The 17,128-nt window shown below is 66.6% G+C and carries 11 protein-coding genes; 3 read left to right on the top strand and 8 right to left on the bottom strand.

The annotated features are described in order from the left end of the window. Positions 1-15: 15 nt before the first annotated feature. From narI to AC3A6Y_RS22315, 8 genes are all read right to left on the bottom strand, one after another. Positions 16-750, bottom strand: coding sequence for a respiratory nitrate reductase subunit gamma (gene narI, locus AC3A6Y_RS22350; RefSeq protein WP_487870410.1), 735 nt, complete (start codon positions 748-750; stop codon positions 16-18). Beyond that, positions 747-1,442 carry a nitrate reductase molybdenum cofactor assembly chaperone gene (gene narJ, locus AC3A6Y_RS22345; protein WP_487870409.1) on the bottom strand — a complete coding sequence of 232 codons (696 nt, stop codon included), beginning with the start codon at positions 1,440-1,442 and terminating at the stop codon, positions 747-749. The genes narI and narJ overlap by 4 nt, the downstream gene beginning before the upstream one ends. Before the next feature lie 2 nt (positions 1,443-1,444). After that, complete coding sequence (gene narH, locus AC3A6Y_RS22340; RefSeq protein WP_487870408.1) at positions 1,445-2,977, bottom strand: nitrate reductase subunit beta; 1,533 nt, start codon at positions 2,975-2,977, stop codon at positions 1,445-1,447. Continuing rightward, entirely contained in the window at positions 2,974-6,792 is a 3,819-nt protein-coding gene (locus AC3A6Y_RS22335) for a nitrate reductase subunit alpha (RefSeq protein WP_487870407.1), read from the bottom strand. The genes narH and AC3A6Y_RS22335 overlap by 4 nt, the downstream gene beginning before the upstream one ends. Positions 6,793-6,818: 26 nt before the next feature. Next, positions 6,819-8,471, bottom strand: coding sequence for an MFS transporter (locus AC3A6Y_RS22330; protein ID WP_487870406.1), 1,653 nt, complete (start codon positions 8,469-8,471; stop codon positions 6,819-6,821). Further along, positions 8,468-9,757, bottom strand: a complete 1,290-nt coding sequence (locus AC3A6Y_RS22325) for an MFS transporter (protein WP_487870405.1) — start codon at positions 9,755-9,757, stop codon at positions 8,468-8,470. Before AC3A6Y_RS22325 ends, AC3A6Y_RS22330 begins: the two co-directional genes overlap by 4 nt. A 163-nt stretch (positions 9,758-9,920) precedes the next feature. Then, positions 9,921-10,604, bottom strand: a complete 684-nt coding sequence (locus AC3A6Y_RS22320; protein ID WP_487870404.1) for a response regulator — start codon at positions 10,602-10,604, stop codon at positions 9,921-9,923. A gap of 17 nt (positions 10,605-10,621) precedes the next feature. Beyond that, the gene (locus AC3A6Y_RS22315; protein ID WP_487870403.1) at positions 10,622-12,541 is read right to left on the bottom strand and encodes a type IV pili methyl-accepting chemotaxis transducer N-terminal domain-containing protein; all 1,920 of its coding nucleotides are present in this window, start codon (positions 12,539-12,541) and stop codon (positions 10,622-10,624) included. A gap of 56 nt (positions 12,542-12,597) precedes the next feature. Here AC3A6Y_RS22315 and AC3A6Y_RS22310 point away from each other — a divergent pair, with 56 nt between their 5' ends. From AC3A6Y_RS22310 to AC3A6Y_RS22300, 3 genes are all read left to right on the top strand, one after another. Further along, on the top strand, positions 12,598-13,116 hold the full coding sequence (locus tag AC3A6Y_RS22310; RefSeq protein ID WP_487870402.1) for a universal stress protein: 519 nt from the start codon (positions 12,598-12,600) through the stop codon (positions 13,114-13,116). A gap of 95 nt (positions 13,117-13,211) precedes the next feature. Continuing rightward, the gene (hemN, locus tag AC3A6Y_RS22305) at positions 13,212-14,633 is read left to right on the top strand and encodes an oxygen-independent coproporphyrinogen III oxidase (protein WP_487870521.1); all 1,422 of its coding nucleotides are present in this window, start codon (positions 13,212-13,214) and stop codon (positions 14,631-14,633) included. A gap of 87 nt (positions 14,634-14,720) precedes the next feature. Further along, complete coding sequence (locus AC3A6Y_RS22300; RefSeq protein ID WP_487870401.1) at positions 14,721-17,123, top strand: adenosylcobalamin-dependent ribonucleoside-diphosphate reductase; 2,403 nt, start codon at positions 14,721-14,723, stop codon at positions 17,121-17,123. The last annotated feature ends 5 nt before the right edge of the window (positions 17,124-17,128 follow it).

Here is a 17,128-nt window from a genome sequence, read left to right as displayed (position 1 = left end):
TCGTTCTCCTCGAGCTCAGGCGCCGGCGCGGGGCTCGCGCGGTTGATTGTGGTCGGCCGGCACGTTCAGCCGGCGACTGCGCACGACCTGGTGCGGCCGGAACAGGAATCGGACCGTCCCGAAGCCGCTCCACACATGCACCAGGCGGCTGAACGGGAACAGCAGGAAGATCGTCATGCCGAACACGATGTGGAACTGGTAGGGCCAGGCCAGGGCGGCCAGTGCGGTGGCATCCACCGGCCGCAGCGTGACGATGCGCTGCGCCCAGTCCGCCAGGATCAGCATCACGCTGCCGTCGGCATGCTGCAGCGAGAACGGCAGCGTGATCAGTCCCACCACGAGCTGGACCCACAGCACCAACAGGATCGCGATGTCGGTGGGATGGCTGGTCAGACGGATGCGCGGATCGAATATCCGCCGGTACAGCAGCAGCGACAGGCCGACGAAGCACAGCGCACCGGCGACGCCGCCGGCCACGACGGCCATCATCTGCTTGGTCGCCGCGCTCATGAAGATGCCGTAGACGCTGTGCGGCGTGAAGAGCCCGACCATGTGGCCGAAGAACAGGAACAGGACGCCGATGTGGAACAGATTGCTGCCCCAGCGCAGGGTTCCGGCACGCAGCATCTGGGACGAATCGCTCTTCCAGCTGTACTGGCTCTGGTCGAATCGGATCAGGCTGCCGATCACGAACACCATGAAGCAGACATAGGGATAGACCTGGAAAAGAAAGCCATACACGCCGTTCATGACGATGCTCCTTGTGTCGCGTTGTTCCTGCGCACGAGGTGGATGGGTTGCGGCTGGCCGGGCCTCGCCTGGCCTTTCGACGAGCAGCCGTCGAACGCGACCGGCTCGGCCCAGCTGTCGTCGAGCGCCTCCTCGGCCGGCGGCTCGACCGGTTTCGCCTTCTCCCCGGCCAGTTCGAGCAGGGCGCCGAAGACGCTGGCGTAGGGGCTGCGGCGATCGAGCAAGGCGCTGAAGACGGCATTCAGGATGTGCGCCATCTCGCCCAGGAAGGCGCGCGCCTCGCGCGCCGGCTGCGTCGAGGCGAACTCCAGCACGGCCGGCAGATAGTCGGGCAGTTCGCCATCGGCCAGGAACAAGCCGGCCTTCTCGTAGGTCTGCGCCAGGTCGATCATGGCCGGTCCCCGCTCGCGCGAGTCGCCGTGCACATGCTCGAACAGGTGCAGGGAGGTGCCGCGGCCCCGGTCGAAGAGCTCGACGTAGTCGGCTTCGGCCTCCAGGTCGTCGGCGCGCCACAGCGTGTCCATCAGCGCATCGATCTCGCAAGCGCGGGAAGGCGGCACGGCGTGCTCGTGCCTCAGCAGCTCGCGCATCTCGGGCAGCGCGGCGCGCAGCTGCGCATCGGGGTAGCCGAGCACGGCCGAGAGGACGCGCAGGCTCTTGGTCATGGGACGCGGGGAATTCAGTGCAAGCATGCTCAAACCTCCGCCCGGATGGGAATGGTGCGCTTCTTCTCGCTGCCGAACAGACTCACCTCGCTGGTGCCTTCCGAGCATCCGTTGCCGAAGGTGAAGCCACAGCCTCCGCGCACGTTGAACGTGTTCTCCGCGTACTCGCGATGGGTCGAAGGGATCACGAAGCGATCCTCGTAATTGGCGATCGCCATCACCTGGTACATCTCCTCCACTTCCAGCTGGCTGATGCCGACCTGCTCCAACACGGCGTGGTTGATGCGCCCGTCGACGTGTTTCTCGCGCTGGTAGGCCCGCATGGCCAGCATGCGCTCCAGCGCCTGCACGACCGGCACCGTGTCGCCGGCAGTGAGCAGGTTTGCCAGGTAGTTGACCGGGATGCGAAGCTGGTTGACATCGGGGATCTCGCCGTTGCTTCCCATGTGCCCCGCATTGGCGGCGGCGCTGATCGGCGACAGCGGCGGCACGTACCAGACCATCGGCAGCGTGCGGTACTCGGGATGCAGCGGCAGGGCCACCTTCCACTGCACCGCCATCTTGTAGACCGGGCTGTGGCGTGCCGCCTCCATCCACTTGTCGGGAATGCCGTCGAGGCGCGCCTGCGCGATGACCTTGGGGTCGTTCGGGTCGAGGAAGATGTCCAGCTGCGCCTTGTACAGGTCGCGGTCGTGCGGGACGCTGGCGGCCTCCTGGATGCGGTCCGCGTCGTAGAGCAGCACGCCCAGGTAGCGGATGCGGCCGACGCAGGTCTCGCTGCACACGGTCGGCTGCCCCGCTTCGATGCGCGGGTAGCAGAAGATGCACTTCTCGGCCTTGCCGCTCTTCCAGTTGTAGTAGATCTTCTTGTACGGGCAGCCGCTCACGCACATGCGCCAGCCGCGGCACTTGTCCTGGTCGATCAGCACGATGCCGTCTTCCTCGCGCTTGTAGATCGAGCCGGAAGGACACGACGCCACGCACGCCGGGTTCAGGCAGTGCTCGCACAGTCGCGGCAGGTACATCATGAAGGTGTTCTCGAACTGGCCGAGCATGTCCTTCTGCACCCGGTCGATGCCGTCCAGGTTCTTGTCCTTGCTGCGCCCCGAGAACTCGCCGCCGAGAATTTCTTCCCAGTTCGGTCCCCAGACGATCTTGTCCATCTGCTTGCCGGTGATCAGGCTGCGCGGACGGGCCGTGGGCGTCGCCTTCATCTCCGGCGCCGACTGCAGGTGGCCGTAGTCGAAGGTGAAGGGCTCGTAGTAGTCGTCGATCTGGGGCAGGTTCGGGTTGGCGAAGATGCGCATCAGCAGCTTCCACTTCGCACCCTGCCGAGGCTCGATGCTGCCGTTGGCCTTGCGCACCCAGCCGCCGTTCCACTTGTCCTGGTTCTCCCACTCCTTCGGGTAGCCGATGCCGGGCTTGGTCTCGACGTTGTTGAACCAGGCGTACTCCATGCCGGGCCGGCTGGTCCAGACGTTCTTGCAGGTGACGGAACAGGTGTGGCAGCCGATGCACTTGTCCAGATTGAGCACCATCGCGATCTGCGCGCGAATCTTCATGCGACTTCTCCTTGCGCCTGTACGGGGCGAATCAGTTCATCGGCCACGGGCGTGTCGAGCCAGTCGACCCGGTTCATCTTGCGCACCACCACGAACTCGTCGCGGTTGGTGCCGATGGTCCCGTAGTAGTTGAAGCCGTAGCTGAACTGCGCGTAGCCACCGATCATGTGGGTGGGCTTGAGCACGATCCGGGTCACCGAGTTGTGGATGCCGCCGCGCGCGCCGGTGATCTCGGAGCCCGGCGTGTTCACGATCTTTTCCTGCGCGTGGTACATCATCACCATGCCCGGGTTGACGCGCTGGCTCACCACCGCGCGCGCCGCGATGGCGCCGTTGACGTTGAACAGCTCGATCCAGTCGTTGTCGACGATGCCGGCGCGCTTCGCGTCGTCCTCGCTCAGCCACACACAAGGACCGCCGCGGCTCAGGGTGAGCATCAGCAGGTTGTCGGTGTAGGTCGAGTGGATGCCCCACTTCTGGTGCGGCGTGATGAAGTTCAAGGCGATCTCGGGGTTGCCGTTCGGCTTGACGCCCTGGATGCCCGCGGTGGTCTTCAGGTCCACCGGCGGCCGGTAGCTGGCGAAGCCCTCGCCGAACGCAAGCATCCACGGGTGGTCCAGGTAGAACTGCTGCCGCCCGGTCAGCGTGCGCCATGGGATCAGCTCGTGCACGTTGGTGTAGCCGGCGTTGTACGAGACGGTCTCGCTCTCGATGCCGCTCCAGGTCGGCGAGCTGATGATCTTGCGCGGCTGCGCCTGGACGTCGCGGAAGCGGATCTTCTCGTCCTCGCGGTGGATCGCCAGGTGCCGGTGGTCGCGCCCGGTCTGCTTGCCCAGTGCCTCCCACGCCTTCACCGCGACGTGGCCGTTGGTCTCGGGCGCCAACATCAGCACGACCTCCGCCGCGTCGATGTCGCTTTCGATCTTCGGCATCCCGCAGGTCACGCCGGGCTCGGTGACGAAGCCGGAGAGCTCGCCGAGCTGCTTCACCTCGGCCTGGGTGTTCCAGCCGATGCCCTTGCCGCCGTTGCCGGCCTTTCCCATCAGCGGTCCCAGTGCCGTGAAGCGCTTGTAGAGGTTGGGGTAGTCGCGCTCGACCACCTGCAGGCTGGGCGCGGTCTTGCCCGGCACCAGCTCGCACTCGCCGCGCTTCCAGTCGCGGACCTCGAAGGGCTGGGCCAGTTCCGCAGGGCTGTCGTGCATCAGGGGCGTCATCACCAGCTCGCGCTCCACCCCCAGGTGGCCGACGCAGACCTCGCTGAACTTCCGGGCGAAGCCCTTGTAGATGTCCCAGTCGCTGCGCGCCTGCCAGGCCGGGTCCACCGCCGTGGAAAGGGGATGGATGAAGGGGTGCATGTCGCTGGTGTTGAGGTCGTTCTTCTCGTACCAGGTGGCCGTGGGCAGCACGATGTCGCTGTAGAGGCAGGTGGTGCTCATGCGGAAGTCGAGCGTCACCAGCAGATCGAGCTTGCCTTCGGGCGCCTTGTCGTGCCACACGACCTCCTCGGGCTTGGCCTGCTCGGCGCCGAGGTCCTTGCCCTGCACGCCGTTGCTCGTGCCGAGCAGGTGCTTGAGGAAGTACTCGTGCCCCTTGCCGCTGGAACCCAGGATGTTGGAGCGCCACACGAACATGTTGCGCGGCCAATTGTCCGGGTGGTCGGGGTCGGTGCAGCTCATCTTGAGCGAGCCGTCCTTCAGCGCCTGGACGGCGTAGTCCTTCGGATTGACGCCGGCGGCCTGTGCGTCGCGCACCACCTGCAGTGGATTGGTCTGCAGCTGAGGCGCGCTCGGCAGCCAGCCCATGCGCTCGGCGCGCACGTTGTAGTCGATCATGCTGCCTGCATACGCCTTCCTGTCGGCCAACGGCGAGAGCACTTCCTCCACGCCCAGCTTCTCGTAGCGCCACTGGTCGGTGTGCGCGTAGAAGAAGCTGGTGCTGTTCATCTGGCGCGGCGGGCGGATCCAGTCCAGCGCAAAGGCCAGCGCGGTCCAGCCGGTCTGCGGGCGCAGCTTCTCCTGCCCGACGTAGTGCGACCAGCCGCCGCCGCTCTTGCCGATGCAGCCGCACATCATCAGCATGTTGATGACGCCGCGGTAGTTCATGTCGCTGTGGTACCAGTGGTTCATCGCCGCGCCGATGATCACCATCGACTTGCCCTGCGTCTTGTGCGCGTTCTCGGCGAACTGGCGCGCCACCGTGATCAGCTGCGCGCGCGGCGTGCCGGTGATGCGCTCCTGCCACGCCGGCGTGTAGGGGGTGTCGTCGTCGAAGCTGCTGGCCGCCAGCTCGCCGTCGAGCCCGCGCGCCACGCCGTAGTTCGCCACCTGCAGGTCGAAGACGGTCGCCACCAGCGCGTCGCGCTGCTCGCCGGCCTTGCCGAGCGCGATGCGTCGGACCGGCACGGTCCGCACCAGCACGTCGGTCTGCTCGTTGTGGGGGAAGTGCTCGCTGGCGATGCCGCCGAAGTACGGGAAGCCGACCCGGGCCGTCTCGGGGCTCGGCGAATCGCCTTCGAGCACCGACAGCCGCAGCTTCACCGCGTTGCCATGGCGCGCCTCCTTGGCCTCGAGGTTCCACTGGCCTTGGTCCGCCCGTCCGTCGGGCCCCCAGCGGAAGCCGATCGCGCCGTTCGGCAGCACCACCCTGCCCTCTTCGTCGAAGGCGACGGTCTTCCATTCCGGATTGTTGGCCTGGCCCAGCTTGCCGTTGAAATCCGATGCCCGCACATAGCGGTCGGGCACCATGACGACTTCGCCACCGGGGAGCTGGTGCTCCTTGAGCATCACCAGCATCGGCATGTCGGTGTAGCGGCGCACGTAGTCGTCGAAATAGGCGCTGCGCTCGCGGCCACCGTCGGGAAAGTAGAACTCCTTCAGGATCACGTGGCCCATTGCCATCGCGACCGCTGCATCGGTGCCCTGCTTCGGATGCATCCAGATGTCCGCCAGCTTGGCGACCTCGGAATAGTCCGGCGTCACGGCCACCGTCTTCGCGCCCTTGTAGCGCACCTCGGTGAAGAAGTGCGCGTCGGGGGTGCGGGTCTGCGGCACGTTGGAGCCCCAGGCGATGATGTAGCTGGAGTTGTACCAGTCGGCCGACTCGGGCACGTCCGTCTGCTCGCCCCACACCTGCGGGCTGGAGGGCGGCAGGTCGCAGTACCAGTCGTAGAAGCTCATGCACACGCCGCCGATCAGGCTGAGATAGCGGCTGCCCGCGGCGTAGCTGATCATCGACATCGCCGGGATCGGCGAAAAGCCGATGATGCGGTCCGGGCCGTGCTTCTTGATCGTGTAGACATTGGCCGCGGCGACGATCTCGTTGACTTCGTCCCACGAGGAGCGCACGAAGCCGCCGAGGCCGCGCACCTGCTGGTAGTCGCGGCGCTTGGCATCGTTCTCGACGATCGAGGCCCAAGCGCTGACGGGGTCGTGCGCGATGCGCGCCTCCCGCCAGCTCTTGAGGAGCCTGCCGCGCACCATCGGGTACTTGACGCGGTTCGCGCTGTACAGGTACCAGCTGTAGCTGGCGCCGCGCGCGCAGCCGCGCGGCTCGTGGTTGGGCATGTCCCAGCGGGTGCGCGGGTAGTCGGTCTGCTGGGTTTCCCACGTGACGATGCCGCCCTTGACGTAGATCTTCCACGAACACGAGCCGGTGCAGTTCACGCCATGGGTCGATCGCACGACCTTGTCGTGCGCCCACCGGTTGCGGTAGGCATCTTCCCAGGTGCGGTCTTCGCCCGTGGTGACGCCGTGGTCGCCGGAAAAGGATTCCCGTGGCTGGCTGAAATAGCTGAGGCGGTCGAGGAAATGGCTCATTGAATGGGCTCCGGAAAAATCGTGGTTCAGGGGTTCTTCACGTACGCGTTGGCGCGCAGGTAGAACCACCAGTTGAGAATGAGGCACAGGGCGTAGAACACCGCAAAGCCGTACATGGCGAGCTCGGGCGTGGCGGCCTTGATCTGCGCGCCGATCACCACCGGCGCGATGAAGGCCCCGTAGGCCGCCACGGCCGAGGTCCAGCCGAGCACCGGGCCGGCCTGCTGCCGGTCGAAGATCACGCCGATGGTGCGGAAGGTCGAGCCGTTGCCGATGCCGCTGGCGGTGAACAGGACCACGAACAGCGCCATGAAAAGGAGGAAGTACTCCTCGGGCGTGGCCGAACGGTAGGCCAGCAGCATCACGTAGCCCACCGCCGTGGAGGCCACGACCATCACCGCCGAGATGATCTGGGTCACGATCGAGCCGCCAATCCTGTCGGAGATCCAGCCGCCCACCGGCCGCACCGCCGCGCCGATGAAGGGGCCGATCCAGGCGTACGTCAGGGCCGAAGGCGCATTGGGGTTCTTCAGCACGTGCTGCATCACGCCGGAGGCGTCCGGCACGTGGCTGACGCCGAAGATGACCGTGATGGCCAGCGGCAGCGCCATCGAGAACCCGATGAAGGAGCCGAAGGTCACGATGTACAGCAGCGTCAGCGACCAGGTGTGCCGGTTGCGGAAGATGCCGAACTGCTTGGCGATGCTCTCCTTCATCGGGCCGAAGGCCGTGAGCTTGAGCACCAGCAGCGTGCTGACGATGATCAGCGGCATGGCGATCCACATGTTCAGCACGCCGAGGCCCGTGGGCGCCGGCAGGTACAGGTACAGCCCGAGCCCGGCCGGGACGAAGGACAGCGTGTAGAGCCAGACGATCTTCAGGAAGGCGACGATCGGGCTGCCCGTGTCCGGCGAGACGGTCTTCAGGTTGTTCATGCCGAACCAGCAGAAGGCCGCAAGCGGCACCAGCGACAGCAGCCAGGCGAAGCCCGCGTTCTGGATCCAGGTCGGCGTGCCGGCCGCGATCTTCCCGAAGATCCAGCCGCTGTCCTTGACCAGCGTCATCGGCTCGCCGCCGAAGCCGCCGAACAGCCCTGCCGTCATCACGAGCGGAATGACGATCTGCATGCTCGTCACGCCGAAGTTGCCCAGCCCGGCATTCAGCCCCAATGCCGTTCCCTGCAGCCGCTTGGGAAAGAAGGTGCTGATGTTGGACATCGAGCTCGCGAAGTTGCCGCCGCCCACGCCCGACCACAGCGCCATCAGCTGGAAAGCCCACAGCGGCCAATCCTTGTGCTGCAGCACGATGCCGGTGCCGATGGCCGGTGCCAGCAGCATGGCGGTGGTCAGGAAGATGGTGTTGCGCCCGCCGGCCAGGCGGATCAGGAACGAGGCCGGGATGCGCATCGTGGCGCCCGCGAGCCCGGAGATCGCAGTCAGCGAGAACAGTTCGGCCTGGCTGAACGGAAAGCCCAGATTGAGCATCTGGACCGTGATGATTCCCCACATGCCCCAGATCGCGAAGCCGCACAACAGGCTGGGCACCGAGATCCAGAGGTTGCGATAGGCGATGCGGCGGCCGGTGGATGCCCAGAAGGCCTCGTCTTCGGGTCGCCAGTCGGCGATGTCAGCGCCGTTCGCGGGCGGCAACGGCCCCTTGATGTCGATGGTGGTGGTCATGCGGGTTCCTGCAAGGAGGGGGAAACGGATGAGCCGTCGAGGCTGAAGGCGTGGGCACGCCGGCCCATGACCTCGGTGCCGCGCACCTCGGTCCAGTACATCCAGATCAGCGAGACCCAGACCACGCCGTACATCAGCATGAACGCGCTGGAGCGGATGCCGGTGAGGTCGAGCAGCGCGCCGAACATGATCGGCAGCACGAAGCCGCCCAGCCCGCCGGCCAGGCCGACGATGCCGCTGATGGTTCCGATGTTCTCGGGATAGTCGTCCGCGACGTACTTGAAGACCGAGGCCTTGCCGAAGGCGAAGGCGATGCCGAGCAGGAACATCAGGCCGGTGAAGGCGTAGACGTTCAGGCCGATGTGAAAGGTCTTCGGCCCGGCGACGGTGAGGATGGTGAAGTCGGTCTGCGGGTAGCTCAGCAGGAACAGGCAGATCCAGCTCACCCACATCACCCACCAGGTGACCGAATGTGCGCCGTACTTGTCGCTCAGCCAGCCGCCGACGGCACGCAGCACGCCGCCCGGCAGCGAGAAGCAGGCGGCCAGGAGCGCCGCGGTACGGATGTCCAGGCCGAACTCGCCGATGTAGTACTGCACCATCCACAGGCTCAGCGCGACGTAGCCGCCGAACACGATGCTGTAGTACTGGCAGTACTTGACGACCTTCGGGTCTTTCAGCGCGCGCAGCTGGTCCGAAAAGCGCGTGTGGCTCGGCACGCGGTGCGCCGGGTCGCTCGCGCTGAACACCCAGAACAGCAGCAGGGTGCCGAGCATGACGGCGGCGTACACCTGCGGCACGACGGTCCATCCGAAGGCGACGACGAGCGCCGGCGCGATGAACTTGTTGACCGCCGCGCCCGAATTGCCTGCACCGTAAACCCCCATCGCGAAGCCCTGGCGATTCTTCGGGAACCAGCGCGCCACGTACGGCGTGCCCACCGAGAACGACCCGCCGGCCAGGCCGACGAACAGGCCGATGACCAGGAAGTGCCAGTACGCCGTTGCATAGCTCATCAGCCAGATGGCCGGCACGGTGAGGGCCATCAGCAGCGCCATCACGATGCGGCCGCCGTACTTGTCGGTCCAGATGCCCAGGGGCACGCGGATCAGGGAACCGGTGAGTACCGGCGTGGCGGTCAGCAGGCCGAACTCGGTGGCGTTGAGGTCCAGCGCCTTCTTGATCGGAATGCCGATCACGCCGAACATCATCCACACCATGAAGCACACGGTGAATGCCAGCGTGCTGACCATCAGCACCGACAGTGCCTGGCTGTTCCTGCTCATGACGAAGTCCGCTCGTTGATCATGGGTCGACTGTAGGAAGCGCCGGCGCCTCGCACCATCCTTCGGTGGAGGGGCCGCAACGCGGCATCGGGAGGATGTCGCCCGATGCGGCATCCTTCGGAAGAACTATCGACGGGGGAAAGCGCTGCGCGTTTGCGCTGGATCAATCCAGGCCGCGCTCGACGGCGATGACGGCAGCCTGCACGCGCGAGCTCACGTTGAGCTTGCGCAGGATGTGCTGGACATGGATCTTCACGGTGGTCTCGGCGATGCCCAGCGAGCGTGCAATTTCCTTGTTGCCCTGGCCACTGGCGATGCCGCGCAGGATCTCATGCTCGCGCGGCGACAGTGCATCCAGCGGCGACACACGTGCCGCGGGTTCCGCAGCCTTCGCGGGCTGCGGCGCGGCGGCATCGCGGTAGGCCGCGACCAGCTTGCCGGTCATCTCCTCGGCCACGATGCTCTCTCCGCGCATCACCCGCCGGATGGCGGCGGCCAGTGCGTCGCCTTCGATGGTCTTGAGCAGGTAGCCGCTCGCACCTGCACGCAGCGCGCTCGCGAGGTCGCATTCATCCTCGCTGACCGTGAGCATCAGCACCCGCGCCGCGGGCACGGCCTCGCGCAGCGCCGGCAAGGCGTCGACGCCGGTGACGCCCGGCAAGTGGTTGTCCAGCAGGATCAGATCGGGCTTGAGTTCCTGGGCGCGGCGCTGGGCTTCCCCGGCGTCGCCGGCGTCGCCGACGACCTCGAAGCCCGGATCGCGATGCAGCAGTGCCATCAGTCCGCGCCGGAAGAGCGTGTGGTCGTCCACCACCAGGATGCGGATCTTCGTCGGGACGGGGTTCATGGGTACGCAAGTCATCTTCAGGCTACGCGAAGTTGGGGCGCCGCCGCCTGGACGGCGGTGCCGGACGGCATCGGCAGGGTCAGGACGACCGAGGTGCCCCGGCCGGGCGAGGACATCACCTCGAGCTGCGCACCCAGGCGCTCGGCGCGCTCGGCCATGATGCGCATGCCCACGTGGGTTTCGTCGGGCCCGCCGTCGCCCTCGGCAAACCCGAGACCATCGTCGCGCACCTCGAGCCGCCATTGCGGCGCCTGCTGCACGTCCAGCCACACGCGGCCGGCATGCGCGTGCTTGCGAACGTTCGACAAGGCCTCCTGCACGATGTGAAGCACCTGGATCTGCGTGTCGGGGAGCAAGGGCATGCCATGACCCTGCATCTGGAGAGTGGCTTTCAATCCGCTCTGGTGCTCGAACTTCCGAAGCGTGGTGAGCAGTGCCGGCTCGATGTCCTCGCTGTTGGTCCGGGTGCGGAAATGCATCAGCAGCTCGCGCACATCGCCGTAGCTCTCGCGCACGCCGACGTCGATCTCCCCCAGGACGTGCTGGACCTGGGTGCCATCGCCGGCAGCGAGCGCGTCCCGCATGAGCTGGACCTGGATCTTCAGGAACGCGAGCGATTGGGCGATCGAGTCGTGCAGCTCGCGCGCGAGCAGCCCTCGCTCCTGCGAAATCGCAGCCTCCAGCTCCAGCGAATCCAGTCGCAGGTTTTCCATGGCCCCCGCGAGATGGACGGTGAGCGATTCCAGCAGCGAGCGCTCCGCCTCGGAGATCGTGATCCGGGCGTGGAAGAACAGGTCCACCTCGCCCATCAGGCGCTCGTGCAAGCGTATCGGTATGGAGACCACAGTCTCGAAGCCCGCCTGGACGCAATGCTGCATCCGCACGGGCTGCATGGCACGGATGGCGATCACGCGCGCGCCCGATGCAGCATGCGCCGAGCCGCAATGGCAGTCGCCGGCCTTCAGGCAGTTCTCGGCATCCGTCATCGCCTGGGGCAGGCCCTGCGAGGCCAGCATCAGGTAGCGGCGGTTCGCCTCGTCCGACCAGCGCAGGGCGACGCCATCCGCACGTGCGATCCGGGCAATGCTCTCGGTGAATCCCTGTGCCAGCTCGTCGAGCGTGGTGGCCTTGGCGGCCAGCGCCGTGACTTCGTAAAGACACTCCAGACGGCCGCGCTCTTTTTCCAGCAACGCCGTTTTCTCCCGCACCCGGCGCTCCAGGTCGCGGTACATGGACTGCAGTTGCTCGGCCATGTCGTTGAAACCCTCCGCCAGGGTCCCGAATTCGTCCGTGCTGGTGCGCGCGACGCGGCCGCCGAGGTCGCCAGCCTGGAGGCGATGGAACGCGTCCTTCAGCAGGCCCAGCGGCTCCAGGACGAAGCGATAGCCGGTATGGACCAGCACCGCCGCGGCAATGAGCGCGATACCCATCATCGCGACCTGCAGCAGATGCATCAGCGCCGTCCAGCGCGACAGATGGTCTTCGATGCCGGCCACGAACGCATCGATGTCCAGCGTAAAGGCGACCGCGTCGGCGCCCAGGTCCATCGTGGCGGGGACGCCGCCCGGGGTCATCGGCTCCCCCAGGCGGCCGCGAAAGGCGACCCAGTCGCGTTCGACCACGGCGAAGCGCTCGCGCACGGCTTTGTCCCAGGGCACGAACAGGGGTCGTTCGGCGTCGCCGTCGCGCAGCAGCTGGAGGCTGCGCTCGAACTCCGCCACCTGTTGCGTCAGCGCCTGCACGTCCGGCTCGCGCGCCGACAGCACGATCCGATAAGTGCGCATGCGCATGCGCCCCGCTTCGTTGACCGCGGCGGCGCCACCCTCGATCTGCCACGACATGTAGACCAGCGTCGCAATCGCACCCAAAGCCGCCAGCAGGAAGGGCATGGCAACGAGCGCCAGCTTGGCGCCAAGCGTCCACTGCCTGGGTTTCATCATCGCGCGTGAGTCTTTCGTTGGGCTGCCCGATTCTCGAAGCCCGATCGGCATGCTTGATTGATCCAGATCAAGTACCCAAAGGCCCACCGGACTACGCTGTCGACACTCAACGTACCAGGAGATCGATCATGTTCAAGCGCATTCTTGTCGCCACCGATGGCTCCCAACTGGCAGAAAAAGCTGTCGCCAAGGCCATCGATCTGGCCACGGAACACAAGGCCGAGCTGACCGCCTTTACCGTGGTGCCGCGGCAAGCCAAGAGCCACATGGATGGGGCTCTCAAGTTCGAATCCGAAGAGATGGACCGCATCGAGGGCCGGCGCGCGGAGCAGGCCAGGACCATGCTCGAGGCGATCGAAAAGCGCGCCGAGGCATGTGGCGTCCGGGTGAGTTCGGCCATCGTCAGATCCAGCCGCATCGCGCATTCCATCGTCGACGCAGCCGGCAAGCACGGCAGCGATCTCATCGTGATGGCCACGCATGGACGCACCGGACTGACGAGCGCCTTCCTGGGCAGCCAAACCGCACAGGTGCTTGCACAGTCCGACGTGCCCGTGCTCGTACTGCGCTGATGTCCGGCATGGCCACAAGCCTTGTCTCGCGCGCCCTTGCGCTCGGCCCCGGGCATGGGCGCGAGGCCCTGCAGACCGCGTACCGGAAAGAAATCATGCCTGCCGCACTGGCCCCCGCACCCGCAAGCACGCAGTCGTCGATCTCCGCCGACATGCTGGCCCGCTTCGACGTGTCCGGGCCTCGCTACACCTCCTATCCGACGGCGGATCGCTTCGTGGAAGCTTTCGGTCCCGCCGACTACGGTGACGCTGCGCGCCAGCGAAGGCTGCTGGGCATCAGCGCAAGCAAGGCCCCGATCTCGCTCTACGTCCACATTCCGTTCTGCGCATCGCTGTGCTATTACTGCGCCTGCAACAAGATCATCACCCGGCATGCCTCGCGTGCGCGCGAGTACCTGCGGTACCTGGAGAAGGAGATCGCCTTGCAAGAGGCGCAACTGGGCGCGCGCACGCCGGTGAGCCAGCTTCACCTCGGCGGCGGGACGCCGACCTTCCTGAGCGACGACGAGCTGACCGAACTGATGCGGATGTTGCGCAACGCCTTTTCATTCGCGCCCGATGGCGAATACTCGATCGAGATCGATCCGCGCACGGTCGATGCCGGCCGCCTCGCGCACCTGGCCCGACTCGGCTTCAATCGCCTGAGCTTCGGAGTCCAGGACTTCGAGCCGGCCGTTCAGCAGGCGGTGCATCGGATTCAGCCCGCGCAGCAGGTGTTCGATCTCGTCGCATCGGCACGCACACTGCAGTTTCAGTCCGTCAACGTCGACCTGATCTACGGGCTGCCGCGACAGACCGTCGCGTCCTTCGACCGGACGCTTGCGCAGATCTGCGAGCTGCGACCGGACCGCATCGCGCTCTATGCCTATGCACACCTGCCCGAGAGGTTCAAGCCGCAGCGACGGATCGCCGCCGGCGAGTTGCCCTATGCGGCCACGAAGATCGAGATGCTGTCGCGCTCCATCGGCACGCTCACGGCTGCCGGCTACGTCTACATCGGCATGGACCACTTCGCGTTGCCGGACGACAGCCTGGCCGTCGCCAAGCGCCAGGGCCGGTTGCACCGCAACTTCCAGGGCTACAGCACGCAGCCGGACTGCGATCTGGTCGCTCTCGGTGTGTCGGCGATCGGAAGGGTCGGCAGCACGTACAGCCAGAACGCGAAATCCCTGGAGGACTACTACGACCACCTCGACCAGGGACGCCTGCCGGTGGCACGCGGGCTCGCGCTGTCGCGCGACGACGTGCTGCGCCGCACAGTGATCATGGCCATCATGTGCCAGGGGTACGTGGACTTCGAGTCGGTGGGCATCGCCCACCTGATCAACTTCAGCGAGTACTTCGCGTCCGAACTCGGCACTCTCCGCCAGATGGAGGCGGATGGGCTGGTCCACGTGACCGACCGCGATCTCACCGTGACGGACACCGGGTGGTTCTTCGTGCGGGCGGTGGCCATGGTCTTCGACCGCTACCTGCAAACGGACCGCAAGCGCGCCCGCTTCTCCCGGGTCATCTAGTGGAGCGCAACAGCCAATTCGGAAGTGCCTGCCTGGCGTGGCACCCCTTCGAACCAAGCAGCACACAAGCACAAGAAGGAGCGTCGCATGAAGCGCGATGACGCTGTGTTCGACTCGCTGCCTGTGCAGCCCATCAGCCGCGACGTGCTGCAGGAAAAGTACCTCAGGCCCGGCGAGGAGGAGGTCGAGGATCTCTTCGCGCGCGTGGCAAGGGCACTGGCGTCGGTGGAGGCCGACGGCGAACGCGAGCAGTGGCAGGCGCGCTTTCTCGCCAACCTGCGCGCAGGCGCCATCGGGGCCGGACGCATCATGAGCGCGGCCGGCACCGGGCTCGACGCGACGCTGCTCAATTGCTTCGTGCAGCCGATAGGCGACTGCATTCAGGGCACGGACGAAGCCGGTTACGCCGGCATCTATGAAGCCCTGCGCGAAGCCGCGGAAACCATGCGCCGCGGCGGCGGGGTCGGCTATGACTTCTCGCGGATTCGGCCGCGCGGTGCGCAGGTGCGCGCTACCGCCTCGCTGGCCTCCGGCCCGTGCAGCTACATCGACGTGTTCGACCGGTCCTGCGCGACGGTCGAGAGCGCTGGCGCGCGCCGCGGTGCGCAGATGGGCGTGCTGCGCATCGACCACCCGGACGTGCTGGAGTTCATCACCGCCAAGCGCGCCCCGGGACGCTGGAACAACTTCAACGTGTCCGTCGCTGTCACCGACCCGTTCATGCGCGCGCTGGCGGCCGACGAGCATTGGGCGCTGGTGCACAGCGCCAGGCCGGGGGCCGAACAGATCGCGCGAGGCGCGACGCAGGCCCTGGACGGCAAGTGGGTCTACCGGCGTCTGCCGGCGCGCGAGCTGTGGGACACGATGATGCGTTCGGCCTACGACTTCGCCGAACCGGGCATCCTGTTCACGGACGCCATCAACATCGACAACAACCTGCGCTACTGCGAGCACATCGAGGCGACCAATCCCTGCGGCGAGCAGCCGTTGCCGCCTTACGGCTGCTGCGACCTCGGGCCGATCATCCTGCCGGGCTTCGTCGAGCACCCGTTCGGCATCGGTGGCGCGGCACGCTTCGATTTCCAGCGCTTCGACGACAGCGTCGCCTTGCAGGTCCGTGCCCTCGACAACGTGCTGGACCTCAGCTTCTGGCCGCTGCCCCAGCAGCGCGCCGAAGCGATGGCCAAGCGCCGCATCGGCGTGGGCTTCACGGGCCTGGGCGACACGCTGGCCATGCTGTGCCTGCGCTATGACCAGCCGGAGGGCCGGGCCATGGCCGCACGCATCGCGCGGAGCCTGCGCGACGCCGCCTACGCGGCTTCGGTGGCGCTGGCGCGCGAGAGGGGCCCCTTTCCTCTTTTCGATGCAGAGCGCTACCTGGCGCGAGGCACTTTCGCCAGCCGCCTGGACCAGGCATTGCAGGAGCAGATCCGCATGCATGGCATTCGCAACAGCCACCTGGTGTCCATTGCGCCGACCGGCACCGTCAGCCTGGCATTCGCCGACAACGCCTCGAACGGCATCGAGCCGGCGTTCTCCTGGACCTACCGGCGCAAGAAGCGCGAGGCCGACGGGAGCGTTGCCGAGTACGAGGTGGAAGACCATGCCTGGCGCTTGTACCGCGCCCTGGGAGGCGACACCGGGGCGCTGCCGCCCTACTTCGTCTCGGCCCTGTCGATGCCCGCTGCGGCCCATCTGGCGATGATGGAAGCGGTCCAGCCCTTCGTCGACACCGCCATCTCCAAGACCGTCAACGTGCCGGCCGACTACCCGTACGAGGACTTCAAGGAGCTCTACCAGCACGCCTGGACAGCCAAGCTGAAAGGTCTTGCCACCTACCGGCCCAACACCATCCTGGGCTCGGTGCTGGAACTCGCCCCGGCCGGCAGGGAAGAGCCGCCCGCGCGCGTCGACCCTGCCGCGGCCGACCCGATGCGCGCGATGATCGCCAGCCGCCCGACGGGTGCATTGAACGCGAGCGCCGAGAAGATCGAGTACTGGACGCAGCAGGGCCGGCAGACGCTGTACCTGGTGGTCTCGTTCCTGCCTCTGCCGGACGGACGCGAGCGGGCCATCGAGTTCTTCATGCCCGTCGGCCAGAGCGGCGAATCGCAGCAGTGGATCACTGCGAGCATGCGCCTGCTGTCTCTGGCCGCGCGGGGCGGCTTTCTCGACCGGGCGCTTGCCGACATGCGCAAGGTCGCCTGGGACCGCGGTCCCGTGCGCCTGGGCAACCACCTGAAGGCCGACGGCACCGCGGTGCCCATGTGGCACGACTCCGAGGTCGGCGCCATCGCCTACGCGATCCAGATGCTGATCGCCAAGCGCAGCGGCTCAACGCCCACTGCACCGGTGCCTTCGACGCCGGCGCTCGCCGTGGCGCCTGCGCCGATCGGCGCCAAGTGCCCGGAATGCGGTGCCCACGCAATGATCCGCAAGGACGGCTGCGACTACTGCACGCAGTGTGGGCATCTGGGAAGCTGTGGATGAATCTC

The sequence above is a fragment of the Variovorax sp. Soil_C_17 genome, from assembly GCF_057657265.1.
This window is presented reverse-complemented; position numbering and strand designations above follow the sequence as displayed.